Below are 26,906 nucleotides of genomic sequence, written 5' to 3'. Positions count from 1 at the left end.
TGTTGTAATATTTACGCTACACGTCCGGCCGGGTGATCTGGCCCTAACGAGGAATTCATTATGCAGAAAACCAATGCAGCACTTGCCGGCCTGATGCTACTGGCTGCGCCAGCCTGGGCAACGCAGCAGGCGGTCTATTCATCACAGCCTGTGGTGATTGATGGTAACAGCAAGGATGCTGTGTGGGCTGATGCCAGCTGGCAGCAAATGGATAAGCATATGGTGGGCAGTGTACCTGACTCTGCTGATTTTGCTGGCCGTTACAAGCTGGCCTGGGATGAAGAGCGTCTGTATTTGCTGGTGGAAATTGTCGATGATGTGCTGGTAGACAGCCACCCGGACCCTAAAGTGAATTACTGGGATGACGATTGTCTGGAGATTTTTCTGGATGAAGATGCATCTGGCGGTGATCACCTACACAGCTACAACGCCTTTGCCTATCATATTGCGCTGGATGGCAATGTGGCAGACTTTAGCAGTAAGGATGATGGAAAGCAGGTGGTGCTACTTAATGATCATCTTGAAAGTAAATGGACGCGTCAGGCTGACGCACCGCACAAAATCGTGTGGGAAGTGTCGGTAAAGCTCTATCCGGATACGTTCACCATGGCGCAGCCGGGCGAGCCGGTCACCTTATCAGCGGATAAGATCATCGGTTTTATGCTGGCATACTGTGATAACGATGGCAGCGAAACCCGTGAACACTTTATGGGGTCGCATGACATTGAGCCGGTAAACGGTGATAAAAATCGCGGTTATATTGATGCCTCTGTGTTTGGCAAGATCAAGCTGGTGAAGTGACACCTCTCCCCGCGTTGATGCATAGCAGGGACGTTGCGACGCCCCTGCTTGTTTCAGATATCCTCTTTAGATAAAAAGCTCACCACATCAATTTGCTGGTTGTGTGCTTTTTCTACAGTAAATACTACGCCTTTGAATGACAATTGCGCCTGTGGCCTGATGTCTTCAAGGTGGTCCTGCATGAACTGCGCAAGAGAGGTGGTATCACCTTCTTTAAACGGTAAACCGTAAAAACGGGCCAGCATGCCCACCGTGATACTGGCTTTCATGCAGGCAGGATGCACCGATAAATGCGCAATAAGCGGTTCTTCTGCGGTACTGAACAGTGAGTCCAGATAGGTTCGCAGATGCGGTTTCAGGGTGACAAATAAATGATCCCCGGCACATAAAATCGTGTCCGGTTTGGGCGGAATCACTTTTTTGCCCCGCACCATCATGGCAATCTCAATATCGTTGGGAAGCGGCACCTGCGTCAGGGTAAAGCCGCACACCCGGCTTTTTTCTCCCAGTTTCACCTCAACAATGTCAGCATCAACATCGCCGAGCGAGGGAATTTCCAGTGTTGTTGCCGGGCTGGGTGGCGGAGTTTGGGTCAGACCCAGTTTATGTGCTACCCACGGTAGGGTAGAACCTTGCAAGGTGGCTGAGATAAGGACCACAAAAAATACCACATTAAACACCAGTCCGGCTTCATCTATGCCAAACAGCAAAGGGAAAATCGCCAGAATAATCGGCACTGAGCCGCGCAGACCCACCCATGAAACCAGTGCGGTTTCACGCCAAGAAAAGCCGGTCAGGGCGAGCAGGGGAGACACCGCCAGCGGGCGGGCAACAAAGACCAGAATCGCAGCAATGACCAGACCTTCGCCCCATACCTCCAGTAACGAGGGCGGGTTTACCAGTAAGCCCAGCATGACAAACATAGCAATCTGACTTAACCAGGCCAGTCCGTCGAGGAACAAAAAGGTGGCATGCTGAAACACAAACCGGTTATTGCCGATGATGACGCCGGCAATAAAGGTTGCCAGAAAACCGCTGCCTCCCAGTGTGGCGGCAAGACCAAATGCCAGCGCGCCGCACACAGCAACCAGCACCGGGTACAGACCGGCGGCAATCAGCCGGATGCGGTTAATCAGCTTAATGGCAATCCAGCCGATGCTCAGCCCGACCACAGCGCCAATGCCCATTTGTTTAACAAACAACACGGCCAGCGCCATACCGGGTTCCATTTTTTGGGTAATAAGCTCCAGCAGTCCCACAACCAGAAAAATCGCCATAGGGTCGTTGGAGGCGCTTTCTATTTCCAGCGTGGATTTTAGTCGCGGGCTGATGTGAATGCCGGCATTACGTAAAATAGAAAACACCGCGGCGGCATCGGTTGAGCCAACGATAGCGCCCAGCAACAGTCCCACCATCGGGGGAATGCCCAGAATATGCGCGGCGGCAAAACCGGTTATCCCGGCGGTGGCAGCCACACCCAGGGTGGCCAGCAGGGAGGCGGGCTTCCACACCGATTTTATGGCAGAAACCGAGGTCTGTAATCCGCCATCAAACAGGATAACGGCTAGCGCCAGCGTGCCCAGCGCATGAGCTGTGTGGGTGTCATCAAAGGCGAGCCCCCCAATACCCGCCTCACCGGCCAGCATCCCTACAGCCAGAAACAACACCAGCATCGGTAGCCCCAGACGCGGGGATAACTTGCTGGATAATATGCCAACAAACAGCAGTAATGCGGCAATCAGAATTTCATGATCTACGGCGAACATCTTTACTTCCTGAACAGTTCTTTTTTATTGTGACCCGTGACCAGCCGTGTAGTCATCAGGATGTATAACATCACACCATCAGCAGATTTTCTGCCAGTTTGGCAATCTTGTACCAAACATAAGCGCAGAGCAGGGCTGATAATGTCAGGAGTTTACTGCAGGGGGAGCGCGTTCCTGAAAGTCAGGGTACAAAGAGTCAGTATAGGCTTCTGTTCGGGGCGAACCCAAAAGAGAGTCATAAAGCCAGATAAAGACAGCGGCGATGGACGTGGCAGGTTGGTCTGACAGCGCATCAAATCCGTCTGCGTCGGGTTCTGACTGTGCTTGTGGTTTTTCCAGCAGGTGGCGATGTGAGCTGGCGGTCAGGGTGGTGGTAATACGCTCAGCATGCGGCGAGCCTGAAAACTGGGTAGCCGGTATCAGGCCGCATATCAGTGCAGCATGCAGACAGAGCAAAAACGCAGAAGTATATCTGGACACTTAACCACCGGTGATTGGCATACACGGGACTAAGATATCGTGATTAAATCTCAAAAAACAAGAAAATGCCGCCCGGGCAGGCGGCATACAGGAACTATTTTTTACTAACCCGGCGAGCCAGCAGACCAAACAGGCCAATCAGGGTGATACCTAATGTTGCAGGGGCCGGAACACTGGCAAATGCTTCTGCTGTGTCTTTGGTGATACCTGAGTACAGCACATTAGGCTGACTGAAGTTGTAGAAGCCAAATGAGCCGTCAGCAAATGTACCATTGATACTCAGTTCCAGATTGTCATTCACAAACACCTGAACCAGCGAGTCGGTGAAAACTAAATCGAAGCTGTAACTGGTATTGTCTTCCCAGCCGGTACTACCAAAATTTGTACTGCGTTGCAGTTCCTGTACATTGCGGGCTTCATCGTGCGGCCAGGCGGCATAGGCATTCAGTGAACCCGTAACCCGGGATACCGAGAGGCCGGTGGTGGCGTTGCCCCATTTATAGCTTTGGTCAGCCTGTTTCCAGTCGATCAGCAGGTAATCAGCGTTGGTGTTATTTAAATCACCTGCGTTGTAACCCAGTACAAAGCCAATATAGTCATCGTCGGCAGCAGACGTTACCGTGATGTTGCCCGATAACGCCTGTCCCTGGCTATTCTGGTTGTTAAAAAAGACCGTTGGTTGTCCGTTAATGGTTTGCAGCACGGAGTCGTGGCCGTCCTGCATTTGCCAGTTACCGTCACCTTCTGCTACCCAGTTACTCAGGTCGATACTGGCGGCCTGTGCGGCGCTGGCCAATAATGCGGTTGTTGCGAATAGCGTGGCGATAATTGTTTTTTTCATACCTGTAATGATTCCCACAAAAAGGGTTGATAATGCGTGAAATCAGGTTTCACAGGCTCGCTTAGCGCCTTTCGTGCCACATATTCTATTTTGCTAATGTGGGAGTGAAAAAAAGGCGGGGAGGGTGTCATGGCAGGCAGAGCAAGACGGGTTCCGGCCGGGGATAATCCGGCCAGAATGCCGTGCTCAATGAGCCGGGCAAAGGCTGGGGAGGTCGGCGACTTTTATTCGGTCCCGCTGATAATTTGTACCTGAGTCAGGTCAGTATCACCTTTCACCGCTTTATATATCGCGTCTTGAACCAGTGTACGCATACCGTCGGTCATGGCCTGGGACTTCATTTGAGACACGCTGCCTTCTTTATAAACCAGCGAGCGTAACTCAGGTGTCATGCCCAGTAGCTCGTGTACGCCGGTACGGCCCTTATAGCCGGTGTCACCGCATTCTTCACAGCCGCGGGCGCGGTAGAGCATTGGTGTCGGTCCCAGATTCAGCTCACCCAGATACTGTTCACCGTACTGGCGGTGAATAAAGGCCATGTCGCTGTCGCTCGCCGGATACGCCTCTTTACACTTACTGCATAGGGTACGGATAAGTCGCTGTGCCAGAATTCCCACACAGGCATCAGAAAAGTTAACCGGATCAAGCCCCAGGTCAAGCAGACGGGTAATGGTCTCAGGGGCTGAGTTGGTGTGTAGCGTAGACAATACAAGGTGACCGGTCAGTGAGGCTTCAATCCCGGCATGCGCGGTCTCCTTATCCCGCATTTCCCCAATCAGAATAATATCCGGGTCGGCCCGCAAAAACGCCCGCAGGGCATTGGCAAAGGTAAAGCCGATTTTGGGGCTGACCTGCACTTGCTGTAAGCCGGCCTGGGTAATCTCCACGGGATCTTCGGCGGTCCAGATTTTCTTATCCGGTGTATTCAAATAACCCAGAATAGCGTGCAGGGTGGTGGTTTTCCCTGAACCGGTCGGCCCCACTACCAGCAAAATCCCGTGGGGCTTTTTGATCATGCTTTTCAGCCGCTCCATATTGGCCGCGGCAAGATTCATTTTATCAATAGGCATCGCGCCGCCTGAAGCCAGTATCCGCATGACCACGCCTTCGCCGGCTACAGTAGGAATGGTAGCTACCCGCACTTCTACCAGCTGGCCGCCCGTCTTGAAGGCCAGCTTGCCATCCTGGGGCACTCGCTTTTCTGCAATATTCAGGTTCGACATAATTTTGATGCGGGCAATCACCGCACTATGGTGGGAATTGGGGATTTGGTTCATATCCCGGCAAACACCGTCAATTCGCATCCGGACCCGGGTCGGACCATTTTTTTCCGGGTCCACATGAATATCAGAGGCATTCAGGCGCTTGGCATCATGCAAAATTCGGCTAACCAGCCTGACCACGGCCGGCGCATCGTCAGACAGCTCATCAATTACCTCTTCTTTATCTTCACTGGCACTGCCTATTTCATCCAGAATCTCGCTCATCTCGCCCGGTGTGGCGCCACCACCGCCTTCCCCCAGATATTGCAGAATCTGAGTAGGCAGACCCACCGCGATGTCGTAGACATCGATGCCCATGGCGCTTTCGATTTCCATCAGCAAGGTGGCGTTGTTAGGCTCAGCCATCAGTACAATAGGGTTGTCCTGTACATCAGCAATAACCGCCACAAAGTTGCGTTTCAAATAAGAGGTATTGAGCTTACTGTCGCTTTGAAACAGATGAAATTTATCAGGCAGGTAGGGGATATACGGCACCTGATAGTGAATCGACAATGAGTTTCCAATCTGGGCTTCGGTAATTCTGTGCTCACTGATAAGACGCTGTACCAGCTGGCGGGCATCAGGGGTTTGCTGTTGCAGTTCATTAAGCGACTTCTCCAGTATCTGACCCTGATGGACTAATGAGTCAAACGGATTGGCGGTGCCGCCCAGTTCGTAACGAAACTTATTGCCCAGAATCTCTGCTACCCGGTTTGCCAGTTCCTGGTCGGCCTGGCTAAACGGACCGCCCTGCTTATTAATAATCTGCATCACGCCCAGCAGTACACCGGCGTTAAGAATCGGTACACACAGGATGTTGGCTGTCTTAAACGCATTGGATTTATCAAATTTGTCAGCAAAGCGCAGGCGTGGATGAATACTGTGCAGGTCCTGCTTATTATATGGGTCAGCAATAATCAGGGGCTGTTGTGACAGTGCCACGTAGCCGGCAATCGACATCGGCGTAATCGGGACCTTAATTTCCATGGTGGTCTTGCCGGTTTTAAAGCGGGCAATCAGGTCCTGATGCTGGCGCCGGCGCTGAAAAATACTCATGCGGGCAGCATCAAACAGGGTTAACAGAATTTGTTCCAGCTCACTGTAAGCACCGAGCAGACTGGAATGGCTGCTCAGCAGCATATGAATTTTATCGAGAGTTTGTTGTTGGCTGCTGATATCTGGCATGGTTTACGTCTTGTATTTCTGTCCATCAAAGAGCGCGAACCACTGTGGACAGCGGACGCAAATAACAGCTGCGAAAAATGACAGCTGGTTAGCTATCGTACAGCGACTGTCTTAAAATAGTCTAGCACTTTTCAGGTAAGTCATTCTTCTTGAAAGAGAGATCTCCGGGCGAAGGTAAAGGGGCGCGTCAGGCAGCAGCAAAAGTGCACAACTGATGAATAATCTGTGAGCAACTTTACTAGACCTTGAGATCAGAAGCTGTATAATGCAGCGCACAATATAGCTGGCCCGACAAAGATAGCCAGCGCGCGAAATAAATTTGTCAGAATTGATCAAAAACAGAGCAAATAGCCTTGCAAAAAGCAAGCGTCTCTGTATAATTCGCGCCCACTGCCCAAAGGGGGCATGAAATTTTAGCCGCAACCACACTGCTTTTAGGGTGGATGCCGAAGTGATAGACAAGATCCAGCTGGATTCAAACCTGTTGCCGGCGAGCTAGAAAAAGAACAGGGTTCCGATTTGGAACCACCGGTTTACGCGCATCTTTTCTTCCCATTAATAAAAAGGGAGAGAAAAGATGAATTTTTTTGTTCTTTCGATTGGAGCTTAATCGATGCCAAATCAAAGAATTCGTATTCGTTTGAAAGCGTTTGATCACAAGTTGATCGATCAGTCTACGGCTGAAATCGTTGAAACGGCGAAACGTACTGGTGCTCAGGTCAGCGGTCCAATTCCTCTGCCTACTCGCAAAGAACGCTATACAGTATTGACATCTCCTCACGTGAATAAAGACGCACGTGACCAATATGAGATTCGTACTCACAAGCGTTTGGTAGACATCATTGAGCCAACTGACAAAACAGTTGACGCTCTGATGCGTTTGGACTTGGCTGCCGGCGTTGATGTTCAAATCAGCCTGGGCTAACAAGAGAGGGTTATAACAATGGCGATTGGTCTAGTCGGTCGTAAAGTGGGTATGACTCGCATCTTCACTGAAGATGGCACGTCTATCCCTGTGACTGTTATCGAAGCGACCCCAAACCGTGTTACTCAGGTTCGTTCTGAGGAAACTGACGGTTATCGCGCTCTTCAGGTTACTGCTGGAACCAAGAAAGCGAACCGAGTCAACAAAGCTGAAGCAGGTCACTTTGCTAAAGCAGGTGTTGAAGCAGGTCGTTCTCTAGTGGAATTCCGCCTGGAAGACAACGAAGGTGCCGAAATCGAAGTGGGCAGTGAAATCACTGTTGAAATCTTCAACGACACCAAGAAAATTGATGTAACAGGTACATCTAAAGGTAAAGGTTTTGCCGGTGCAATCAAGCGTTGGAACTTCAGTTCTCAGCGTATGACTCACGGTAACTCTCTGTCTCACCGTGCTCCTGGTTCAATTGGTCAAAACCAATCACCAGGTAAAGTATTCAAAGGCAAGAAAATGGCTGGTCAGCTTGGTAACAAGCAAGTGACTACTCAGTCTTTGGAAGTAGTACGTGTAGACGTAGAAAACAACCTGATCCTGGTTAAAGGTGCCGTACCTGGCGCAACTGGCGGCGATGTAATCGTTAAGCCAGCTGTTAAAGCGTAACGTCTGGGGAGTGAACTGATGGAATTAACATTGAAAGATGCGCAAAGCGCTCTTGAAGTATCCGAAGCGACCTTTGGACGTGAATTCAACGAAGCCCTGGTACACCAGGTCGTTGTAGCTTACGGTGCAGGTGCTCGTCAGGGTACTAAAGCGCAGAAGACTCGCGCTGAAGTACGTGGTGGCGGTAAGAAGCCATGGCGTCAAAAAGGTACTGGCCGTGCACGTGCCGGTACAATCCGTAGCCCTATCTGGGTTGGCGGTGGTCGTGCTTTCGCAGCTAAGCCTCGCGATCACGAGCAAAAAGTTAACAAGAAGATGTACCGCGGTGCGATCAAGAGCATCCTGTCTGAACTGATTCGCCAAGACCGTCTGGTTGTGGTTGAGAAGTTCGGTGTAGATACACCTAAGACAAAAGCTCTGGTTGGCAAACTGAATGAACTTGAGTTAAACGATGTACTGATCGTGACTTCAGAAGTAGAAGAAAATCTATTCCTGGCAGCGCGTAACCTGTACAAAGTTGACGTTCGTGATGTTGCTGGTATTGATCCGGTAAGCCTGATTGCATTTGAAAAAGTGCTAATCACTGCTGATGCAGTTAAACAACTTGAGGAGGCGTTAGCATGAATGAAGAACGTCTACTGAAGGTGCTAGTAGCACCTCACGTTTCAGAAAAGTCTACTATGGCTGCTGAAGCGGGCAACACAGTTGTATTTAAGGTAGCGAAAGACGCAACTAAAGCTGAAGTTAAAGCAGCTGTTGAAAAGCTGTTTGAAGTTGAAGTTGAAGGTGTTCGCACTGTGAACGTTAAAGGTAAGACTAAGCGTCACGGTATGTCTTTCGGCAAACGCAGCGACTGGAAAAAAGCGTACGTATCGCTTAAAGAAGGTCAGGACATCGACTTTGTCGGTGGCGCTGAGTAAGAAGGGGATTAGAAATGCCATTAATGAAAGCTAAGCCAACTTCTGCCGGTCGTCGTCACGTTGTTAAGGTAATTAACCACGACCTGCACAAGGGTGCGCCTTACGCACCTCTGCTGGAAAAGAACAGCAAGAATGGCGGTCGTAACAACAACGGTCGTATCACTGTACGTCACGTTGGTGGTGGTCATAAGCATCACTATCGTCTGATTGACTTCAAACGCAACAAAGATGGCATTCCAGCCAAAGTTGAGCGTTTGGAATACGATCCTAACCGTTCTGCAAACATTGCTCTGGTACTGTATGCAGATGGTGAGCGTCGTTACATTCTGGCACCTAAAGGCGTTAAAGCAGGCTACGAACTACAGTCTGGTACACAATCGCCAATCAAAGCTGGTAATGCTATGCCTATGCGCAACATGCCAGTAGGTACCGTTGTACACGCTATCGAAATGAAGCCTGGCAAAGGTGCACAGATTGCACGTTCTGCTGGTGCATACGCTCAGATCCTGGCTCGTGAAGGTAACTACGTTACTCTTCGTCTGCGTTCTGGCGAAATGCGTAAAGTATTGTCTGATTGCCGCGCCACTATCGGTGAAGTTGGTAATGCAGAGCATATGCTACGTTCACTGGGTAAAGCAGGTGCAACCCGCTGGCGTGGTGTTCGTCCTACCGTTCGTGGTGTTGCCATGAACCCGGTTGACCACCCACACGGTGGTGGTGAAGGACGTACATCTGGCGGCCGTCACCCAGTATCACCTTGGGGTACTCCTACTAAAGGTAAGAAGACCCGAAGCAACAAGCGTACTGATAAGCTTATCGTACGTCGTCGTAACAAGTAATAGCGAGGATTCACCATGCCACGTTCTCTCAAGAAAGGTCCTTTTATTGACCTTCACTTGCTGAAGAAGGTAGAGGCTGCAGTGGAAAAGAACGAACGTAAACCAATCAAAACTTGGTCTCGTCGTTCTATGATCATCCCAGATATGATTGGGTTGACCATTGCGGTCCATAACGGTCGCCAACATGTACCTGTCATTATTAGTGACGAAATGGTCGGCCACAAGTTGGGCGAATTTGCGCCAACGCGTACTTACCGCGGCCATGTCGCGGATAAGAAAAGCAAACGTTAAGGGGTAGGAAGATGGAAGCATTAGCTAAACACCGTTTTGCCCGCACGTCGGCTCAAAAAGCACGCTTGGTTGCGGATCAAGTTCGCGGTATGCACGTTGAGAAAGCCCTTGAGCTTCTGACGTACAGCCCGAAGAAAAGCGCTGCACTGGTTAAGAAAGTACTGGAGTCTGCTATTGCTAACGCAGAGCATAACGAAGGTGCTGACATTGATGAGCTACGCGTAGCTAAGATCTTCGTTGACGAAGGTCCTACTATGAAACGTATTAAGCCACGCGCCAAAGGCCGTGCTGATCGTATCTTTAAGCGTAGCAGCCACATCACTGTAGTTGTAGCGGATAACTAGGAGTAGATTATGGGACAGAAGGTACATCCTACAGGTATACGCCTGGGTATCAGCAAACCATGGACTTCTACCTGGTACGCTAATACTGCAGACTATGCAGACAACCTGTATAACGATCATCAGGTACGTCAATACCTGACTAAGAAACTGAAAAACGCTTCACTTTCACGCATTGTTATCGAACGTCCAGCGAAGAGCATCCGTGTGACTATTCACACAGCTCGTCCTGGTGTTGTTATCGGTAAGAAAGGTGAAGACGTTGAAAAGCTGCGCAACTATGTATCTAAGCTGGCCGGTGTGCCTGCTCAGATCAACATTGCGGAAGTACGTAAGCCGGAGCTGGATGGTCAGTTAGTTGCTGATAGCATCTCTAGCCAGCTTGAGCGCCGTGTTATGTTCCGTCGCGCCATGAAGCGTGCGGTACAAAACGCGATGCGTCTTGGTGCTAAAGGTATCAAAGTAGAAGTTAGCGGCCGTCTGGGCGGTGCAGAGATTGCACGTACAGAATGGTATCGTGAAGGTCGTGTACCACTACACACTTTCCGTGCAGACATCGATTATGCGACGTCTGAAGCGTCTACTACCTACGGTATCATCGGCGTTAAAGTATGGATCTTCAAAGGTGAAGTTTTGGGCGGTCTGCCTACAAACCAGGAGCCAGCTCCTGCACAGCCTAAGAAGAAAGGCCGCAGCGCTAAGCGAGAGGGCTAATCATGTTACAACCTAAGCGTACGAAATTTCGTAAACAGCATAAAGGTCGTAACCGTGGTCTTGCTGTTGCTGGTAGCAAAGTAAGCTTCGGTACATATGGCCTGAAAGCAACTGGCCGTGGTCGTATGACTGCGCGTCAAATCGAAGCCGCGCGTCGTGCTATGACTCGTCACGTTAAGCGTCAAGGTAAAATCTGGATTCGGGTTTTCCCTGACAAGCCAATTACCGAAAAGCCTCTTGAAGTTCGTCAAGGTAAAGGTAAAGGTAACGTTGAGTACTGGGTATGCCAGATTCAACCTGGCCGTGTATTGTACGAGATGGAAGGTGTTCCAGAAGCTCTTGCACGCGAGGCGTTTGAATTGGCAGCTGCTAAACTGCCATTTAAAACAACCTTTGTAACTCGGACGGTGATGTAATGAAAGCGACTGAACTGAAAGAAAAAAGCGTAGAAGAGCTGAATGCAGAGCTTTTGAATCTGCTGCGCGAACAGTTCAACCTGCGTATGCAGCACACAACCGGTCAGCTTGAAAAAACCGACCAGTTGAAAAAAGTGCGTCGTACCATCGCGCGTGTTAAAACCATTCTGACTCAAAAGGCTGATGCGTAATGACTGAGCAAAATATTCGTACAGTACAAGGTCGTGTGGTTAGCAACAAGATGGATAAAACCATCACAGTTGTTGTAGATCGCTATGTTAAGCACCCTATCTATGGGAAGTTTATCCGTCGTTCTACTAAGCTGCACGCTCACGACGAAAGCAATGTAGCCAACCAAGGCGATATCGTGACAGTTCGCGAATGTCGTCCACTGTCTAAGTCTAAGACTTGGATGTTGGTAAACGTTGTAGAAAAAGCCGGCGTTTAATCGCAAGCTTTTGCACGAAATTGAAAGCCGCTCTTTGGAGCGGCTTTTTTATTGCCTGTCAGATAATCCCGACCAGTATTAGCACTGGACGATCAGCGTTACGCCATTACAATACCTATCGACCAAGCCTGTACTTTTTTGCCAGGTGATGACTGAAAATGGGGAACCTGTGAAGCACACCAAACCGTATCGCCCGACCTTGTCAGAGAACAGCGTTCGCTGGATTTATTCTTTTTTGCTGGTACTGCTTGCACCAGTGGCATTTATTATTTTGATGATGCGTGGTGCATGGCGGGTCAAGTCACCCGGACGCCGACCGCTGGAGCGCCTGGGTCTGATGCGACGTCCCCAACCCCATGGCTATCTGTTTCATTGTGTTTCAGTGGGAGAGGTGGTGGCCGCTTCTGCGCTGATTAAGCAAATCATGCAACAGGAGCCTGATACACCGGTGTCAATTACCACCACCACGGCTACCGGCTCTGCCCGGGTAAAGGCTATTTTTGGTGACGCCGTTCATCATTTTTATCTGCCGTATGATTTGCACATTATCATGGCCTGCATGCTGCGCCGGGTGAAACCCAAAGCGGTGGTCGTGACCGAGGTGGAACTGTGGCCAAATATGATTCATGCCTGCTGGCGTCGTCATATTCCGGCATTTGTTATCAATGGCCGGCTGACTGACCGCTCAGCCAGACGCTATAACAAAGTCAGTTTGCTATTTTCTCCTATGCTAAAAAAGCTGTCTCATGTGTGTGCACAAGGAGAGCGTGACTATCGTAATTATCTGCAACTGGGCATGCACACCGATCGCCTGACCCTGACCAATAATATCAAATTTGACCAGGCTGCCAGTATCAGCACAGCGGCTGATTTTATGCAGCTGGCCAGCCGTACCCGCCCTGTACTGGTTGGCGGTAGTACCCATGATCCGGAAGAGCAGGTGTTGCTGGATGCACTGGCAGATATCCACCGCAAATATCCTGATACCCTGTTGATTCTGGTTCCCAGACATCCTGAGCGGTTTGAGCAGGTGGCCCGGCTGTTACAGGACTCTGCATTTACCTGGTGCCGGTCAGCCGATACAACCAGCGTGCCTGCCGATTGTCAGGTGGTGCTGCTTAACGAAATGGGTAAGCTGAATGATGCCTATCAGGTAGCAGATTTTGCCTTTGTCGGCGGGTCTGTTGCACAACGTGGCGGGCATAATGCGCTGGAGCCTGCGGCTGTTGCAGTGCCTATTATGATGGGACCGCATACGTTCAATAACCCCGTTATTTGCCAGTATTTGAAAGCGCATGGCGCACTCACCATCACTGCGTCAGCCGCTGAGATTGCCAGCTGCTGTAAACAATGGCTTAGCCATCCGGAATCTGCCCGGCAGGCCGGTGCAAGTGGCAAGGCGGTACTGGAATCCAATCGTGGCGCACTGACCGCGACACTGGCGTGCATCAAGCTGGGTATTCATCGGGCTAAGTAATTGGCTATGGTAAATAAAATGTTAAGAAACAAAGGCTTGCTGGAAAAGTAAACCCCGCCATGGTGCGGCTGCACTGGTGTTTTGCACCAAAGCAAGGAAGTCGATTTTGGGAATCTACTGGTAAAAATGCTAACTTGCTGATTTTAAAGTGTTCTGCAAGTTGGTCTGGTGCTTGCTCTATATAAAGCGACAGTGTGATTATAGTAAAACACCAATAATAATACCCTCTGTCGCAGGGTGCTTAATTACACGTTATTCCAGGGAGGCTATGCCCTGCCGATATCGGCAGGGTATAGTTTTTTATGGGTTGACCGGTTCAGACCGGCTCATCTTCCGGCCTTATCAGGCTAATCAGGCGCCATCCAGGCACCGGTGTAATCTCCTTACCATACAGAATCACATGAGGCTTACTGGCTTTATCCAGTGCAATCAGCGGTGTAACCCGGCCACCATAGGTCTCCAGATACTTTTCGTAACTGAACTCTTCGGTAATCCGGGTGGTTTTAATCGTCGCTCCATGGGCGATAGACGACGCCAGATAGCCATAGGTGACACCTTCATCAAACAGCGTCATGCGCTGGGCATAGTGCTGTCCCACTTGGTGGCTGGGGCGGGTTGCCTGCTCGTTATTGGTCAGCCCCCATACTTTGTCTTTGCCCATGGTGTATTCAAAGTGATAGGCAATTAATGGGTTAAGCTGTTTATAAGGTGACATGATGAGAACAGTGCCAATCCGCTCCAGCTCCATGTGCCGGGCAGCATGGTCAGACGCCGGGTTACCAAAATACACGGGGATATCTTTCATCCGGGCTTCACGAATGGCATCCCAGTTGGTATCGGCAATGACCACCGGAATTTTCTGATTCTGCATCTCAATGGCCAGCAAGCGGTTGAACTTGCTGCCACCAAAAATTAAAAACCCATTAGGCGGCGGCGCGCGCATTTGCAATAGCTGAGCCACCGGCTTGGCGGTCAGGCTTTGCAGCACTACCGTTGTGATAATGACCAGAAAGACTATTGGTACAATAACACCGGCGCCTTCATAGCCAATCTCTTCCAGTTTCAGCGAAAATAGCGCTGACACCGCAGCGGCAACAATACCCCGGGGCGCAATCCAGCTAATAAGTGCCAGCTCACGCCAGTTCAGACCGGTGCCGATAGAGGAAAACGCCACTGACAGAGGACGTGCCACAAACATGATAGCCAGAAGTATCCACAGTACGCCGAAACCCAGATCGGTCACTGAGCTTAGATTTAGCCGGCTGGCCAGCAGGATGAATAATCCGGAGATAAGCAAGACACTGAGTGTTTCCTTAAACTCCAGGATGTCTTCTACCTCGACATTTTTCATATTGGCCAGCACCATACCCACAATGGTGACCGCCAGCAGCCCGGACTCATGGGCCACATAGTTGGAGGCGGCAAAGACCCCCAGAATCAGGGTTAGTACTGCGGTATTTTGCAGGTAATGGGGAATCCACTGTTTACGTAAACAGATACCCAGTAAATAGCCGCTGACCAGACCCAGGCACACGCCCATACCAATGGTTTTGCCAAACGTAATGAGGGTGTGGGTGATAGCCTCGGCCTGGGAGGCCACAATATATTCATACACCAGTACTGCCAGCAGGGCGCCAATCGGGTCGATAATTATCCCTTCCCAGCGCAGAATATTGGCAACATTGGTTTGTGGTCTGACGGTGCGAATCATGGGCACAATGACGGTTGGGCCGGTCACTGTCACGATGGCACCAAACAAAAACGCCAGCTGCCAGGGAATATCCAGCGCATAGTGGGCTGCCACAGTGGCTACCGCCCAGGTCACCACCACCCCAATACTGCACAGATTTCGCACCATGTTGCCATGGCCGCGGATATCACTGAATTTAAGGGTCAGAGAGCCTTCAAATAAAATGATGGCGACCGATAATGACACCACCGGAAACAGTAAGTCGCCAAACAAATCATCGGCATTGAGTACGCCCATAACCGGTCCGACAATAATGCCCACAATCAACAGGGGCAAAATAGCGGGTAATCGAATCTTGTAAGCCAGATACTGACAGGCAATAGACAGCAGACCTACAGCAACCAGGCTGATTAACGGATCAGACAAAAGCAGTTCCCTTATAATAAGTCGTCACAGAACACGGTGTCTGAACGATAGTTTTTTATTCGTTATCTGTTTGTACTTTGCAAGCACGCAGACGGATGACATAGTATGTCCGGTACTGAACCTGAGTGTGGACAACCTAGTATTAACCTAGCTTGGTGGTACATACAACTCAGGCTGTAAATGGACATAGTCTGGCTAACTAATGGTAGGCAAAAATTTTTCAATGATTAAAATAAAAAAAAGGTTAAGTTTGCGAGCTTTAGCCTGCGCATGGATCGGGATTCTGGCTGCGTTACCGGCGTGCAGCGCAACAGGCGAACCGCCGCTGACAATTAAGCTGGTTGAAGAACATACGCTGAACGACAAGATGAAGGAAACTTCCGGGCTGGTGTGCACAGGGCGCATTGCTGTGACCATTAATGATTCGGGTAACGACCCGGTGCTGTTTTCTATTAACAGTAAAGGGCAGAGTATTGGTGAGCAACCGCTGGACTTTAAAAATAAAGACTGGGAAGCGGTGACCGCCGACCATCAGTATTTTTATATTGGGGATGTGGGTAACAACGATGGGCGTCGTGACCATGTCATGGTACGCAAGGTATCTCAGGCTACCTACAAGATCGCTAAAACCCTGAAACTGACCTACAAAGATAACGATCCGGCGATAAATCTACCCTATGCCCACGACTTTGATGCTGAGTCACTGGTGTATCACGACCGCAAACTGATTCTGTTTTCCAAAAGCTGGGCCAGTCGCAAAGTGCGGGTATACCATGTTGATCCGAATCAGGAAGATCAGGCGCTGGAGCCGGTGACTTTTATCGACGGACTACCAGGTATCATTACCGGTGCTGACTGGGACCCGTACAACAACCGGTTTGTGGTAGTCGGTTATAACAACAGTACCATTGGCCTGTTCCGGCCATTTGTCGCGACGATTTCTGAAGATTATCAGCTTACCGGTGTGGCCAGGCTGGAGGATTTTGCACAAGTTGAAGGCGTGTGTGTAAATGGACCAGAGGAAATCTGGGTATCTCAGGAAAAGTCACCACTTAACAGTGCCAAGCTGGCCAGAATGGCCATCTCCCGCTAAATCGCCTGCCAGAGCGCGAAAACCTGCGCTCTGGCATCTGCTGACCTGTTTACAAACGAAACCGGCCAACCTGCTGACCCAGTTCGCTGGCCAGCTGGTCCAGTTCACTGCTGACATCCACCAGGCGCGATGCTGTATTCAGGTTATCTTCGCTGGTATCACTGATTTCATTAATATTCTGACTGATCTCGTGTACCACACTGCTTTGCTGTTCTGTGGCGGTGGCCACCTGCGCGTTCATATCATTGATACGCTCTATATCGGCCGCTATCTGTACCAGCAAGACATCAATATTCGTGGCTGCTTCCACCACTGACTCGGTCTGGGCGCGGCTGGCCTGCATTTGCGAGACTGCTTGCTGCGAGTCGGTTCTGAAGCTGTCGATTTTCTGCTGAATCTCATCGGTGGCACTGGCGGCCCGCTGCGCCAGAGTGCGCACTTCATCCGCCACCACAGAAAAGCCCCGTCCGTGATCGCCGGCCCGGGCAGCTTCGATAGCCGCATTCAGAGCCAGTAAGTTGGTTTGTTCTGAAATGCTGCGAATAGTTTCCAGAATACCGCCGATGGCGCTGGTGTGCTCATCCAACGCTTCTATGGTATTGGCCACACTGGTCACCTGGGTGGATAGCGTACTGATGGCGCCGACCGCCTCGGTGGTTAACTCACGGCCCTGCTGCGTGGTTTTAGCCGAAGTATTGGCGCTGTCGGCAGCGGTTTGCGCTGAACGAGCTATTTCTGCCACTGAACTGCCCAATTCGGTCAGCGCGGCTGCCACCTGAATTGTACGGTCGCGTTGAATCTGACTGGCATGCTCGGTTTCCTGCGACTTTCCGGCCACATTAGCGGCTGAATTGCGCAGATGCTGACTGGTATCGGAGACCGATGACATGGTGTCATGCAGCGCGCTGATAAAATTGTTAAAACCACTGACCAGCCGGCGCATCTCCTGCTGCGCCGGAATGGCCAGTCGTGTAGTCAGATCGCCATTGCCTTTGCCCAGCGCCTGGAAGGTATCGGCCAGTTGCTCAATAGGACGGGTGATGGTACCGGCCAGAATCACACCCAGAACGGCAAATATTGCGGCGATGCCGACGGCCCACAACACTGTCTGGGTGGTGGCCTCGTTGAGCGCAAGAAACAATTCTGCCTCGGGCACCTGAGCAATGACATACCAGCCGGCGCTGGCAACATAGGTGCTGGCATAAAGACGTGTGCCAGTGTCGGCTTCCAACCGCGCCAGATTAAATTCATTCTGGGCTAGCAGCGTGCGGCTGATGCGGGCATCGGTCAGCTCATTAAGGCTGACCTGACCCACCAGACTGGCATCTTTGTGGGCAATAACACGGCCCTGGCTGTCGACCATAAACACATCGCCGGTACGGGCAATCCGGGTGGCATTTAAAATACTGACCAGTCCATCCACCGATTTGGCCACCCCGGACATCCCCCGGCCGTTAAGCTGCTGATAATTAGCAAATAACCGGTAACCTACGCCAGGCTCGTTATACAGACTCAGTGAGGTATTTTCGCCACTGTCCTTATAGGCAAAAAACCAGCCATCAAGCTGATCATTTTTCAGGGTGCGTAAAAAGCCGTCCTGGTTCCAGTAATTGTAGGTTTTGCGATCGACAAACGACACCACGGCCAGATCGTTAAAGCGTGCCAGTTCACCCATATAGGCAACTATCTGTGGCTCTTTGGTTTTACTGGCGCCAGCGGCTGACCATTCCAGAATGTCAGGGTTGGTCGCCACGGCATGGGCCATGGTGGTCATCATGGTGACTTCTTTGTCGACCCGGTTACCTAATTGTTTGACCAGACTGGGAAGCTGCCCCTGTTCCACGTTCTCGGCCAGCAGATCCCGGGCGATAAACTGACTGACGGTACTGATAAGTGCGGTTGAGGCGAGCACTGCAAACAGTAAGATGAGAATAAGCTTTTGCTTGATACTTAGCGCGCTGAATTTCATTATTTTTGTAACCCTGTGTCAATTGCACCATGACGTAAAAGCAGGTGTGCATCATGTTGAGCTGGTGTGTCGAGAAGACGACAAACATCCGTTTATATTCCCGAAGCAGGCAGGTCCGGAATCAGGTTATCGGCGGTTATTTTTATTGTTTTAGCGCTAACCGTGTGGCTGACAAATATACCCTGAAAATATCAGCGGCGGCAGCGTGGATAAGTATGTAATTTATGACAGGGGAATAAAACGCAGGCATGAGCATGCCTGCGTGAAGCAATTAAAAACAGTGTTACTGTGGTTTATTTTTCGGCACCGGGAAGCCGCGGTCGCGCATCAGGGCCTCAACGTTGGCGTCACGGCCTCGGAATTGGCGATACGCTTGCGCCGGGTCCATCGCGTTGCGTACTGAGAACAGGTACTGCACCAGCTTAGCTGCCAGTTCTTTATCATAATAACCGCCCGGGGCCTGCTCAAAAGCTTCAGCGGCATCGGCGGTCAGCACTTCGGCCCACATATAGCCATAGTAGGCTGCGGCATAGCCCTCACCAGAGAAGACATGGCCAAACTGAGTACTGCGATGACGCATCACGATTTCTTCAGGCATATCCAGTCTGCCCAGCTGCTCACGCTCAAAGCTGTCCGGGTCAATCTGGTCCGGGTCGGTAGTATGGTAGAGCAGATCCATTATCGCTGAGGCCATATATTCGGTAGTCTTAAAGCCTTCGTTAAAGGTCGACGCCCGTTTGATTTTCGCCACCAGTTCAGATGGAATCGGCTCACCGGTTTTATAATGCACCAGATAATTGTCAATGACCTCATCGGTGGTCAGCCAGCGCTCCAGTAACTGCGACTGGAATTCAGTGTAGTCGCGAACGCCGCTGTGTGAGGTGGGGTAGGCTACATCAGAGGATAAGAAGTGCAGGGCATGACCAAATTCGTGGAAATAGGTTTCTGCATCATCCCATGACAGCAAAGTTGGCTCGCCGTTGGCGCCTTTGACAAAGTTAGAATTGTTAGACGACAACACGGTCTTTTTACCATCAAAGGTGGTGTAGCTACGGTAAGTGGTTGCCCAGGCGCCGGAGCGCTTACCCTGACGGGCGAAGGGGTCCAGATACCACAAGCCAATGTGCTCCCCGGTGGTTTTATCGGTGACTTCCCACACTTTTACATCCGGATGGAAGACCGGTACCTTGCCCGCTTCCACCGGACTGAAGTCAAAGTTGAATAAGCGACCGGCTACATAGAACATGGCCTCACGCAGTTTATCCAGTTGCAGATAGGCTTTTACTTCATTGGAGTCCAGGTCGTATTTGGCCTGACGCACTTTTTCAGCATAGAAGCGATAATCCCACGGCTGAATGGTAATACCGGCATTGTCTTTATCCGCAATGGCCTGCATATCAGCCACTTCTTCTTCCACCCGGGCAATGGCCGCCGGCCACACTTTCATCATCAAATCCATGGCGTTATCCGGGTTTTTTGCCATGCGGTCTTCGAGTCGCCACTGCGCGTAGTTGTCGTAACCCTGCAGTTCAACCCGCTCATCGCGCAGGATCAGAATCTGTTTGATAATGTCGTTGTTATCACTGGCATCACCGTTGTCACCACGGTTGTAATAGGTACGCCATACTTTTTCGCGCAGCGCACGGTCGGTGGAGTAGGTGAGAAACGGGTCCATGGATGAGCGGGTATTGGTAATAGCATACTGGCCCGGCTGGCCACGTTCTTCGGCAGCGGCTGCTGACGCCTTGATAAAGGCGTCTGGCAGTCCGCCTAACTGGGATTTGTCGATGTAGGTGACATAATTTTCTTCGTCGGCCAGCACGTTGGTAGAAAACTGGGTATACAGTTTGGCCAGCTCCTGATTGATCTGGGCATAGCGCTGTTTTTTCTCGCCATCCAGCGTGGCGCCGTTATGTGCAAAGTTATTGTAGATAAGCCAGGTTATACGTTGTTGTTCCGGGGTAAGAGAAGCCAGCTCATCGCTTTCATAGACCGTCTTAATGCGCTCAAATAACTGACGGTTTTGCGTAATCCGGGTGAAAAAAGCCGATAGTTTAGGTGACATTTCGGCCTGAATGGCACGAAACTCCGGGCTCGATTTGTTGGAGCTCCATATACCATAGTAAGTGAAGACCCGGTCCAGAGCGCTGCCAGAACGTTCCATGGCAGCAATGGTATTTTCAAAAGTAGGCGCGGCCGGATTGCTCGCAATAGCCTCAATTTCTTTAAGATTCAGCGCCATGGCTTGTTCCAGCGCCGGCTTAAGGTCAGCAAGTTGCATCTTGTCAAAAGCCGGCACGCCGCCATACGGCCCGGTAAACTGTTGTAGCAGAGCATTGTCAAAACTGGCTTGCTCAACACTGGCCGCCGGTGAGCTGGTTGTCTCGCTGTGCGGTGCGCAGGCACTAAGTCCGAACACCACCGCTGCCGCGGTCAGAGTTACGTTAAATTTTTTCATCTGTGCTTCCTGTCGTTCGTTATCATTTTGTTTACTTTTGCCATACTAGAGCAACGCCAGCATAAGTAAAATATGCCGACCAAAATCAGGGCCATTCTGGCTGTCATAAATCGTAAAAATCTGACCGTTAATCGCAACAAAAATATGTCACAAAAAAATAACTAAAAACTGCTTGAGCCCATGCCTGACGTGGGTTTACACTCCGCGCGATTTTTGAACGAGCATGTTTATTTGAGTGGAGAGGCAGATGCTAGTTGATGTGTTTATGCATGGTTTGCCGGTAGTGATAGCTGTGCTGTCTTTCTGGTCAAACACTGAGCGCAAGGTGCTCCTTTTAAACCTGGGGTTATGTATTACTATTTCTATCTCACTGGTTTTACAGGAAGCCTGGTCCGGTGTGTTAGTAATGTGTGTGGCGGGTCTGAGTACCAGCTACCGGCTGATTACCAATAAACTGGTGGACCCGCGCCTGACCGGCGTGTTTATTGTGCTGATGACATCGCTTATCGGCTATATCAATATTCAGACTGGCAAAACCAGCTGGCTGGAAATCCTGCCTGTGATGACCTTTATTTTATATCGGTTTGGGGAGCTGTATTGCCGTGAAGCCGGCTTACGGCTGTGTATGATCACCGGGTCGGTGTGTTTTGCTTCGTATGCCCTGGTCAATCACAGCTGGGGAGTGGCGGCTACCGAGAGCCTGTTTGCCCTGACTAATGCGTTTTATCTGGCGCGTTTACAGCGGCGTACCCGCCCGGCCACGGTGTAGAAGTAAAGCATAGAAATCACAGCTTAGTACAGCGGGGGCTGCGTTTCCCCCGCGTATATCTGCAGATTTGCCGTCAGGCAAATACCACCGTTTTATTGCGATGAATAATTACCCGGTCTTCCAGGTGATAACGCACACCGTGGGCCAGCGCGGTCACTTCGCAATCTTTTCCTTTGCGTACCATATCCGGAGCACTGTCGCTGTGACTGATACGCTTTACGCTTTGTTCAATGATCGGGCCTTCATCCAGATCACTGGTCACATAGTGACAAGTCGCACCAATCAGTTTAACACCGCGATCATAGGCCTGCTGATATGGCCGGGCGCCGGCAAATGATGGCAGAAAGCTATGATGAATATTGATCATGCGGCCTTCCAACTTACGACACAGGGTATCAGGAATGATTTGCATGAATCTGGCCAGCACGGTCAGATCAATCTTGTACTCATCCAGTAATGTTTCAATTTGGGCAAACGCGGCTTCTTTTCCCAGGCCTTTAAAATCAACCCAGTGAAATGGCACCTTGTACCAGTCGGCAAATTGTTTCATTTGCGGGTGATTAGAAATAATGCACGGGATATCGCAGTGCAGCTCGCCGGTATGCCAGCGATGCAGCAGATCTATCAGACAGTGTGATTCCAGGCTACCCAGTAGCGCTACACGCTGCTGCTGGCCGGAGTCAGTCAGCTTCCAGTTCATCTGAAACTCATTAGCCAGCGGGGTAAATTCCCGGATGAAGCTGTCGTAATCCAGCTGTATTGAATCAGCACCAATTTCGTGGCGCATGAAAAAGCGACCGGTTTGCAGGTCGGTATGATGATTTGCCTCGACGATGGTGGCGCTGTGGTCAGCAAGAAACTGTGACACACGGGCAACCAGGCCAATCTGATCAGGGCAGTCGATAACAAGTCTGAAGGTTTGTTGCATAAGGTTTGTGTACTCCTGTGAGGCTTCTCTTTTTACCGGTGCAACGCCCGTAAGTAAAGGGCGAAGAGCGATAAATCAGGCCAAACCACGCTTTAGGCGTTCGCGAACACTCAAATGAGGAATCAGTGGCCAGCTGTGCCGAATCGGGTAGCTGACTCCCTGAGGGGAGGAGACTGACTCAAACAGGTGAAACTGATTGAAGGTTGCCTCTATCTGTGGAGTAAACAGCGGTGGCGGCAATGTGACCGGGGCTTTTCTCACCATCGTGACATGCGGGCGGTACTCACGGCTTTCCATTTCAATGCCAGCCAAACGGGCTGCTTTTCTGACCTGCCTGGCCAGGTCCATCAGCGGCGCGGGTGGGGTCTCAGGGGCGCAGAACAAGATTTTGGGCCCGTTCCACAATCCGGTGGAATCCAGCGTCAGTGCAAAGGGTTCTTGCTGTACATTGCTGAGCGTGGTCATCACGGCCTCATGCTGACGATGATTAATCTGACCTAAAAAGCCCAGAGTGATGTGCAGGTTTGCGGTGGGGACCGCGACCGGTCTGGCCGGCTGATTTGCCCTGGCTTTGGTCTTTATCTTAGCCGCTGGCATCGGCAGCGCATCACGGGTGATCACCTCTGGCAGCGCCCGTTGTCGCCAGTCTTCCAGTGCCAGTTTGGTCTGTACGGGTAAATCGAGCCCGACAAAGCATCGCATATTCATGATTAAGGCTCCTGTTTTATGGGGTGGCAATACCCGGTTCACTATGCATTTATACTGCGGGTACGTAAAATAGCGCAACTTGCGATTTCCCATCTACAACAAACAGTGGTGCAGTTATGTCAAAAAGACCAGCGGATTTTCCGGCTCAGGCTATTATCTCTCCGTTATGTGAGGCCCTGACCCAACACAATGTGATCGTTGGTGCGCCGCCAGGTGCCGGTAAATCTACGGTGCTTCCACTGGCGTTGTTACAGGCATTTCCGGATAAAAAGATTCTGCTGATGCAGCCGCGCCGGGTGGTGGTGCGTAATCTGGCCGGATTTCTGGCCAGTCAGCTCAAAGAGTCTGTCGGCCAGACCGTTGGCTACCGGATTCGCGGAGAAAGTAAAGTCAGCCAGCATACCCGGCTGGAGGTGATCACAGAAGGGATTCTGGCCCGGCGTATTCAGCAGGACCCGGAGCTGGCAGACACTGCCATCATTATCTTTGATGAATTTCATGAGCGCAGCATTCACAGTGATTTTGGCCTGGCTCTGGCGCTGGAGGTGCAACAGGGGCTACGCGAGGATCTGCGCCTGATTGTGATGTCAGCCACGCTGGATACCGACGCTCTGAGAACGCTACTACCCGAGGCCGAAGTCTTGCAGACCAGCGGCCGGATGTTTGATGTACAGACCCGTTACACCGGCCAGATACAGGCCGAAAAGCTTCACGAGGTGGTGGCAAACGCCACATTTGATGTATTGCAGCAGGTCGACGGCGATGTGTTGGTATTTTTGCCCGGTGCTGGTGCCATTCGCAAGGTGGGCCAACTGCTTGAGCCGCGTTTATCGGGTCAGCCGGTGATTGTGCATCAGTTGTTCGGGGCCGTGGATAAAGCCGCCCAGCAGCAGGCGCTGCAGCCGGATGATCAGGGCCGGCAAAAAGTGATTCTGGCGACCAACATCGCTGAGACCTCACTGACCATTGAAAATATTGAAGCGGTGGTGGACAGTGGTCAGGAAAATCAGGCGGAGTTTCATCCCGGCAGTGGCCTGAGCCAGCTGACGACCCAGATGATTTCGCAGGCATCTGCCACCCAGCGTTTGGGGCGTGCCGGCCGTCTGGGACCGGGAATTTGTATCCGGTTATGGGCAAAAGAACAGCATGAGCGACTGGCCCGGCACAGTACACCGCAAATCTTGCGTGAAGATATCAGCGGGCTGATGCTCGAAGCACTGAGCTGGGGCAGCGGGCTGGATCAGCTGGCCCTGCTGGATGTACCGGGCCCGGCGCAGCAGCAGTCTGCCCGACAGTTGCTACAGCGTATTGGTGCATTGTCGGTGGATGACGGTAAGGTGTCTGTGACGCCATACGGGCGGCGCCTGAGCGGATTTCCCTGCCATCCACGGCTGGCTCATATGCTGATGCATATCCATGATAATGCGCCGCAGTTTGTTGGTGAGGCGGCAGTGATTGCAGCACTGGCCGAAGAATCCGGTACTGTGCAGCAGACCTGGGTAAAAGAGGCGCTCACGTCCATGGGCGGAGCTCAGTGGCAGCGCATCACCCGGCAGGCCCGGCGTTATCTGTCGCTGCTGGGGGCCGGTAGCGATGTACCGCAGGCCGCAACATTACAGGAAGAGGGACTGGGGCTGGCCATTGCACAGGCCTATACCGACCATATTGCCTTTGCCCGGGACGGCGCTCAGTGGAAAATGGTGAACGGGAAACGTGCTGAGCTTAACGGTGGAGCGGCCCGGCACGAATGGATTGCGGTGTTACAGGCGCAGCAACTCGGCTCACAGATAAAAATCCGACTAGCACAGCCGCTGAGCCTGGGCCTGTTGCAGCACTGGTTTGGTGATAAATTTTATCAGCAACAGCAGGTGGACTATTCGGCCACAGAAAAACAAATGCGGGCCCGCCAGGTTTCCGGATTTGGCAATATCATCATCAGCTCAGAGCCGGTCAGTGGCATGAGCCGCAAGGAAATAGGCCGGGCCTGGCTGACCTATCTGCGACAGCAGGATGCTGGCTCACTGAAACTGGAACCGGATACCCGGCAGTGGCTGAACCGGCTGGCGCTGGCGGCCCTGCTCAATCTATCGCAGCCTCAGGCATTTGATGAAGCCCCGGCATGGCCGGATGTGGTGCATCTGTTTAATCATTTTGACGACAACCTGCTGATACCGCTACTGGCCGGGCTAAAAACATTAGAGGAAGTACAGACCATACGTTGGGCCAAAGTGTTACATCCTTCATTGCCCTGGTCACAGCAACATGCGCTGGACTTATATTTGCCGCCACGCATCAAGGTACCCTCCGGGCTGTCGCATAAACTGGATTATCAAAACGACGGGCAGGTTGTGCTGCCGGTAAGAATGCAGGAGATGTATGGCGAAAATACCATACTGACCGTGGCGGAAGACCAGGTTACCGTGGTTTTTTCGTTATTGTCACCGGCCGGGCGTCCGGTTCAGATGACCCGCGATATTCCGGCGTTCTGGCAGGGCAGTTATCACGAGGTGAAAAAAGAGATGAAAGGACGTTACCCAAAACACTATTGGCCGGAAGATCCGACCACTGCCATGCCAACCACTAAGACCAAAAAGGCAATGGACTGATTTCATTGGTAATTAACATTATATTTACGAGAGCTATGCTAACTACCTAATATTAAAGGACAAATTTTTAATACTTTAGTCTATTAAAATGGATCAATCCATGTCTATACTGGCTTTGTTGTACAAAAACCACAATCAGAAACATGGAGGGTAGCTCAATGAGTAGAGTAGCTTTAGTAACTGGTGGAACCCGAGGTATTGGTGAAGCTATTTGTACAGCATTAAACGATGCTGGCTATAAGGTCATAGCGAACTATGGCGGTAATGATGAAGCCGCCAAAGCGTTTACCGAAAAAACAGGCATTACATCACTGAAATTTGATGTGTCTGATTTTGAGAAAACAAAGGATGCGATCGAGCATATTGAAGCGGACTATGGTCCCATTGATGTGCTGGTCAATAATGCCGGTATCACCCGTGATGGCACCATGCACAGAATGAGTTTTGAGCAGTGGAACGCGGTTATTCAGACTAACCTGAGCTCTTGTTTTAACACCTGTCGTGCGGTTATTGACGGGATGCGCGAGCGTAAGTTTGGTCGTATTGTGAATGTTGGCTCTATCAATGGCCAGGCAGGTCAGTATGGTCAGGTTAACTATGCGGCGGCTAAATCCGGTATTCACGGATTTACCAAAGCACTGGCACAGGAAGGTGCAGCCAAAGGTGTCACGGTTAATGCTATTGCACCGGGCTATGTGGATACAGAAATGGTTCGCGCTGTTCCACCTGAAGTACTGGAAAAAATTGTCGCTAAAATTCCGGTTGGGCGCCTGGGTAATACCAATGATATTGCGCGTACGGTACTGTTTTTAGTCGACGACACTGCAGAGTTTATCACCGGCTCGACTATCTCGGTGAACGGCGGTCAGCACATGTACTAACCACCGTTAATGTCT

26 protein-coding genes are annotated in these 26,906 nt (G+C 51.0%); 17 read left to right on the top strand and 9 right to left on the bottom strand.

Annotation, left to right across the window (positions count from 1 at the left end):
- The first annotated feature begins 60 nt into the window (after positions 1–60).
- Positions 61–801, top strand: a complete 741-nt coding sequence (locus EZV72_RS17045) for a sugar-binding protein (RefSeq protein WP_137168361.1) — start codon at positions 61–63, stop codon at positions 799–801.
- Between the two features lie 53 nt (positions 802–854).
- Here EZV72_RS17045 and EZV72_RS17040 read toward each other — a convergent pair whose 3' ends face one another.
- From EZV72_RS17040 to EZV72_RS17025, 4 genes are all read right to left on the bottom strand, one after another.
- On the bottom strand, positions 855–2,567 hold the full coding sequence (locus EZV72_RS17040) for a potassium/proton antiporter (RefSeq protein WP_137168360.1): 1,713 nt from the start codon (positions 2,565–2,567) through the stop codon (positions 855–857).
- 144 nt (positions 2,568–2,711) lie between these two features.
- Positions 2,712–3,047 (bottom strand): hypothetical protein, encoded by a 336-nt coding sequence (locus EZV72_RS17035; RefSeq protein ID WP_137168359.1) that lies wholly within the window; start codon positions 3,045–3,047, stop codon positions 2,712–2,714.
- A gap of 94 nt (positions 3,048–3,141) precedes the next feature.
- Complete coding sequence (locus tag EZV72_RS17030; RefSeq protein WP_137168358.1) at positions 3,142–3,888, bottom strand: PEP-CTERM sorting domain-containing protein; 747 nt, start codon at positions 3,886–3,888, stop codon at positions 3,142–3,144.
- Between the two features lie 224 nt (positions 3,889–4,112).
- The gene (locus EZV72_RS17025; protein WP_137168357.1) at positions 4,113–6,335 is read right to left on the bottom strand and encodes a GspE/PulE family protein; all 2,223 of its coding nucleotides are present in this window, start codon (positions 6,333–6,335) and stop codon (positions 4,113–4,115) included.
- Between the two features lie 613 nt (positions 6,336–6,948).
- Here EZV72_RS17025 and rpsJ point away from each other — a divergent pair.
- From rpsJ to EZV72_RS16965, 12 genes are all read left to right on the top strand, one after another.
- Positions 6,949–7,260, top strand: a complete 312-nt coding sequence (gene rpsJ / locus EZV72_RS17020) for a 30S ribosomal protein S10 (protein WP_006012796.1) — start codon at positions 6,949–6,951, stop codon at positions 7,258–7,260.
- 18 nt (positions 7,261–7,278) lie between these two features.
- A complete protein-coding gene (gene rplC, locus EZV72_RS17015; RefSeq protein ID WP_137168356.1) occupies positions 7,279–7,917 on the top strand; it encodes a 50S ribosomal protein L3 in 639 nt (212 codons plus the stop codon).
- 18 nt (positions 7,918–7,935) lie between these two features.
- Positions 7,936–8,541 (top strand): 50S ribosomal protein L4, encoded by a 606-nt coding sequence (gene rplD / locus EZV72_RS17010; RefSeq protein WP_137168355.1) that lies wholly within the window; start codon positions 7,936–7,938, stop codon positions 8,539–8,541.
- On the top strand, positions 8,538–8,837 hold the full coding sequence (gene rplW / locus EZV72_RS17005) for a 50S ribosomal protein L23 (protein ID WP_137168354.1): 300 nt from the start codon (positions 8,538–8,540) through the stop codon (positions 8,835–8,837). The genes rplD and rplW overlap by 4 nt, the downstream gene beginning before the upstream one ends.
- A 14-nt stretch (positions 8,838–8,851) precedes the next feature.
- Entirely contained in the window at positions 8,852–9,676 is an 825-nt protein-coding gene (rplB, locus tag EZV72_RS17000; protein ID WP_137168353.1) for a 50S ribosomal protein L2, read from the top strand.
- Between the two features lie 15 nt (positions 9,677–9,691).
- Positions 9,692–9,967, top strand: a complete 276-nt coding sequence (gene rpsS / locus EZV72_RS16995) for a 30S ribosomal protein S19 (protein ID WP_013785731.1) — start codon at positions 9,692–9,694, stop codon at positions 9,965–9,967.
- A gap of 11 nt (positions 9,968–9,978) precedes the next feature.
- Positions 9,979–10,311: a 50S ribosomal protein L22 gene (rplV, locus tag EZV72_RS16990; protein ID WP_137168352.1), complete on the top strand. Its 333-nt coding sequence runs from the start codon at positions 9,979–9,981 to the stop codon at positions 10,309–10,311.
- Between the two features lie 9 nt (positions 10,312–10,320).
- The gene (rpsC, locus tag EZV72_RS16985; protein ID WP_137168351.1) at positions 10,321–11,022 is read left to right on the top strand and encodes a 30S ribosomal protein S3; all 702 of its coding nucleotides are present in this window, start codon (positions 10,321–10,323) and stop codon (positions 11,020–11,022) included.
- A 2-nt stretch (positions 11,023–11,024) separates the two neighbouring features.
- Positions 11,025–11,438: a 50S ribosomal protein L16 gene (rplP, locus tag EZV72_RS16980; RefSeq protein WP_137168350.1), complete on the top strand. Its 414-nt coding sequence runs from the start codon at positions 11,025–11,027 to the stop codon at positions 11,436–11,438.
- The gene (gene rpmC / locus EZV72_RS16975; RefSeq protein WP_137168349.1) at positions 11,438–11,629 is read left to right on the top strand and encodes a 50S ribosomal protein L29; all 192 of its coding nucleotides are present in this window, start codon (positions 11,438–11,440) and stop codon (positions 11,627–11,629) included. Before rplP ends, rpmC begins: the two co-directional genes overlap by 1 nt.
- Positions 11,629–11,886: a 30S ribosomal protein S17 gene (rpsQ, locus tag EZV72_RS16970; RefSeq protein ID WP_137168348.1), complete on the top strand. Its 258-nt coding sequence runs from the start codon at positions 11,629–11,631 to the stop codon at positions 11,884–11,886. Before rpmC ends, rpsQ begins: the two co-directional genes overlap by 1 nt.
- Before the next feature lie 169 nt (positions 11,887–12,055).
- Positions 12,056–13,363, top strand: a complete 1,308-nt coding sequence (locus EZV72_RS16965) for a 3-deoxy-D-manno-octulosonic acid transferase (protein ID WP_232364455.1) — start codon at positions 12,056–12,058, stop codon at positions 13,361–13,363.
- A gap of 316 nt (positions 13,364–13,679) precedes the next feature.
- Here the strand turns inward: EZV72_RS16965 and EZV72_RS16960 are convergent, their stop codons facing one another.
- A complete protein-coding gene (locus EZV72_RS16960) occupies positions 13,680–15,479 on the bottom strand; it encodes a cation:proton antiporter (RefSeq protein WP_137168346.1) in 1,800 nt (599 codons plus the stop codon).
- Positions 15,480–15,729: 250 nt separating this feature from the next.
- On the opposite strand from EZV72_RS16960, the gene EZV72_RS16955 reads away from it, so the two are divergent.
- On the top strand, positions 15,730–16,572 hold the full coding sequence (locus EZV72_RS16955) for a hypothetical protein (protein WP_137168345.1): 843 nt from the start codon (positions 15,730–15,732) through the stop codon (positions 16,570–16,572).
- Positions 16,573–16,621: 49 nt separating this feature from the next.
- On the opposite strand, the gene EZV72_RS16950 is transcribed toward EZV72_RS16955, so the two are convergent.
- Both EZV72_RS16950 and EZV72_RS16945 read right to left on the bottom strand, forming a co-directional pair.
- Positions 16,622–18,541: a methyl-accepting chemotaxis protein gene (locus tag EZV72_RS16950; RefSeq protein WP_137168344.1), complete on the bottom strand. Its 1,920-nt coding sequence runs from the start codon at positions 18,539–18,541 to the stop codon at positions 16,622–16,624.
- Between the two features lie 283 nt (positions 18,542–18,824).
- Positions 18,825–20,999: a M3 family metallopeptidase gene (locus tag EZV72_RS16945; RefSeq protein ID WP_137168343.1), complete on the bottom strand. Its 2,175-nt coding sequence runs from the start codon at positions 20,997–20,999 to the stop codon at positions 18,825–18,827.
- Positions 21,000–21,246: 247 nt separating this feature from the next.
- Between EZV72_RS16945 and EZV72_RS16940 the strand changes: the two genes are divergently transcribed.
- Positions 21,247–21,768, top strand: coding sequence for a YgjV family protein (locus tag EZV72_RS16940; RefSeq protein ID WP_137168342.1), 522 nt, complete (start codon positions 21,247–21,249; stop codon positions 21,766–21,768).
- A gap of 73 nt (positions 21,769–21,841) precedes the next feature.
- On the opposite strand, the gene purU is transcribed toward EZV72_RS16940, so the two are convergent.
- Both purU and thpR read right to left on the bottom strand, forming a co-directional pair.
- Entirely contained in the window at positions 21,842–22,696 is an 855-nt protein-coding gene (gene purU, locus EZV72_RS16935; RefSeq protein ID WP_137168341.1) for a formyltetrahydrofolate deformylase, read from the bottom strand.
- Between the two features lie 75 nt (positions 22,697–22,771).
- Positions 22,772–23,404: an RNA 2',3'-cyclic phosphodiesterase gene (thpR, locus tag EZV72_RS16930; protein WP_232364454.1), complete on the bottom strand. Its 633-nt coding sequence runs from the start codon at positions 23,402–23,404 to the stop codon at positions 22,772–22,774.
- Between the two features lie 116 nt (positions 23,405–23,520).
- Here thpR and hrpB point away from each other — a divergent pair, with 116 nt between their 5' ends.
- Both hrpB and phbB read left to right on the top strand, forming a co-directional pair.
- Entirely contained in the window at positions 23,521–26,010 is a 2,490-nt protein-coding gene (hrpB, locus tag EZV72_RS16925) for an ATP-dependent helicase HrpB (protein WP_137168340.1), read from the top strand.
- Between the two features lie 158 nt (positions 26,011–26,168).
- Entirely contained in the window at positions 26,169–26,891 is a 723-nt protein-coding gene (gene phbB / locus EZV72_RS16920) for an acetoacetyl-CoA reductase (RefSeq protein WP_137168339.1), read from the top strand.
- Positions 26,892–26,906 lie beyond the last annotated feature (15 nt).

The sequence above is a fragment of the Salinimonas lutimaris genome, assembly GCF_005222225.1.
Taxonomy (GTDB): domain Bacteria; phylum Pseudomonadota; class Gammaproteobacteria; order Enterobacterales; family Alteromonadaceae; genus Alteromonas; species Alteromonas lutimaris.
The sequence above is the reverse complement of the archived record's forward strand: the minus strand, read 5'-3'. Positions and strand labels throughout refer to the sequence as shown.

Coding starts and splice junctions, on each gene's coding strand:
- rplP (WP_137168350.1), top strand. CDS start 11,025: ATGTTACAACCTAAGCGTACGAAATTTCGTAAACAGCATAAAGGTCGT.
- rpsC (WP_137168351.1), top strand. CDS start 10,321: ATGGGACAGAAGGTACATCCTACAGGTATACGCCTGGGTATCAGCAAA.
- rpsJ (WP_006012796.1), top strand. CDS start 6,949: ATGCCAAATCAAAGAATTCGTATTCGTTTGAAAGCGTTTGATCACAAG.
- EZV72_RS16940 (WP_137168342.1), top strand. CDS start 21,247: ATGCTAGTTGATGTGTTTATGCATGGTTTGCCGGTAGTGATAGCTGTG.
- hrpB (WP_137168340.1), top strand. CDS start 23,521: ATGTCAAAAAGACCAGCGGATTTTCCGGCTCAGGCTATTATCTCTCCG.
- rpsQ (WP_137168348.1), top strand. CDS start 11,629: ATGACTGAGCAAAATATTCGTACAGTACAAGGTCGTGTGGTTAGCAAC.
- purU (WP_137168341.1), bottom strand. CDS start 22,696: ATGCAACAAACCTTCAGACTTGTTATCGACTGCCCTGATCAGATTGGC.
- rplC (WP_137168356.1), top strand. CDS start 7,279: ATGGCGATTGGTCTAGTCGGTCGTAAAGTGGGTATGACTCGCATCTTC.
- rplW (WP_137168354.1), top strand. CDS start 8,538: ATGAATGAAGAACGTCTACTGAAGGTGCTAGTAGCACCTCACGTTTCA.
- rpmC (WP_137168349.1), top strand. CDS start 11,438: ATGAAAGCGACTGAACTGAAAGAAAAAAGCGTAGAAGAGCTGAATGCA.
- EZV72_RS16950 (WP_137168344.1), bottom strand. CDS start 18,541: ATGAAATTCAGCGCGCTAAGTATCAAGCAAAAGCTTATTCTCATCTTA.
- EZV72_RS17045 (WP_137168361.1), top strand. CDS start 61: ATGCAGAAAACCAATGCAGCACTTGCCGGCCTGATGCTACTGGCTGCG.
- rpsS (WP_013785731.1), top strand. CDS start 9,692: ATGCCACGTTCTCTCAAGAAAGGTCCTTTTATTGACCTTCACTTGCTG.
- EZV72_RS16945 (WP_137168343.1), bottom strand. CDS start 20,999: ATGAAAAAATTTAACGTAACTCTGACCGCGGCAGCGGTGGTGTTCGGA.
- rplB (WP_137168353.1), top strand. CDS start 8,852: ATGCCATTAATGAAAGCTAAGCCAACTTCTGCCGGTCGTCGTCACGTT.
- EZV72_RS17025 (WP_137168357.1), bottom strand. CDS start 6,335: ATGCCAGATATCAGCAGCCAACAACAAACTCTCGATAAAATTCATATG.
- EZV72_RS17040 (WP_137168360.1), bottom strand. CDS start 2,567: ATGTTCGCCGTAGATCATGAAATTCTGATTGCCGCATTACTGCTGTTT.
- phbB (WP_137168339.1), top strand. CDS start 26,169: ATGAGTAGAGTAGCTTTAGTAACTGGTGGAACCCGAGGTATTGGTGAA.
- thpR (WP_232364454.1), bottom strand. CDS start 23,404: ATGAATATGCGATGCTTTGTCGGGCTCGATTTACCCGTACAGACCAAA.
- rplD (WP_137168355.1), top strand. CDS start 7,936: ATGGAATTAACATTGAAAGATGCGCAAAGCGCTCTTGAAGTATCCGAA.
- rplV (WP_137168352.1), top strand. CDS start 9,979: ATGGAAGCATTAGCTAAACACCGTTTTGCCCGCACGTCGGCTCAAAAA.
- EZV72_RS17030 (WP_137168358.1), bottom strand. CDS start 3,888: ATGAAAAAAACAATTATCGCCACGCTATTCGCAACAACCGCATTATTG.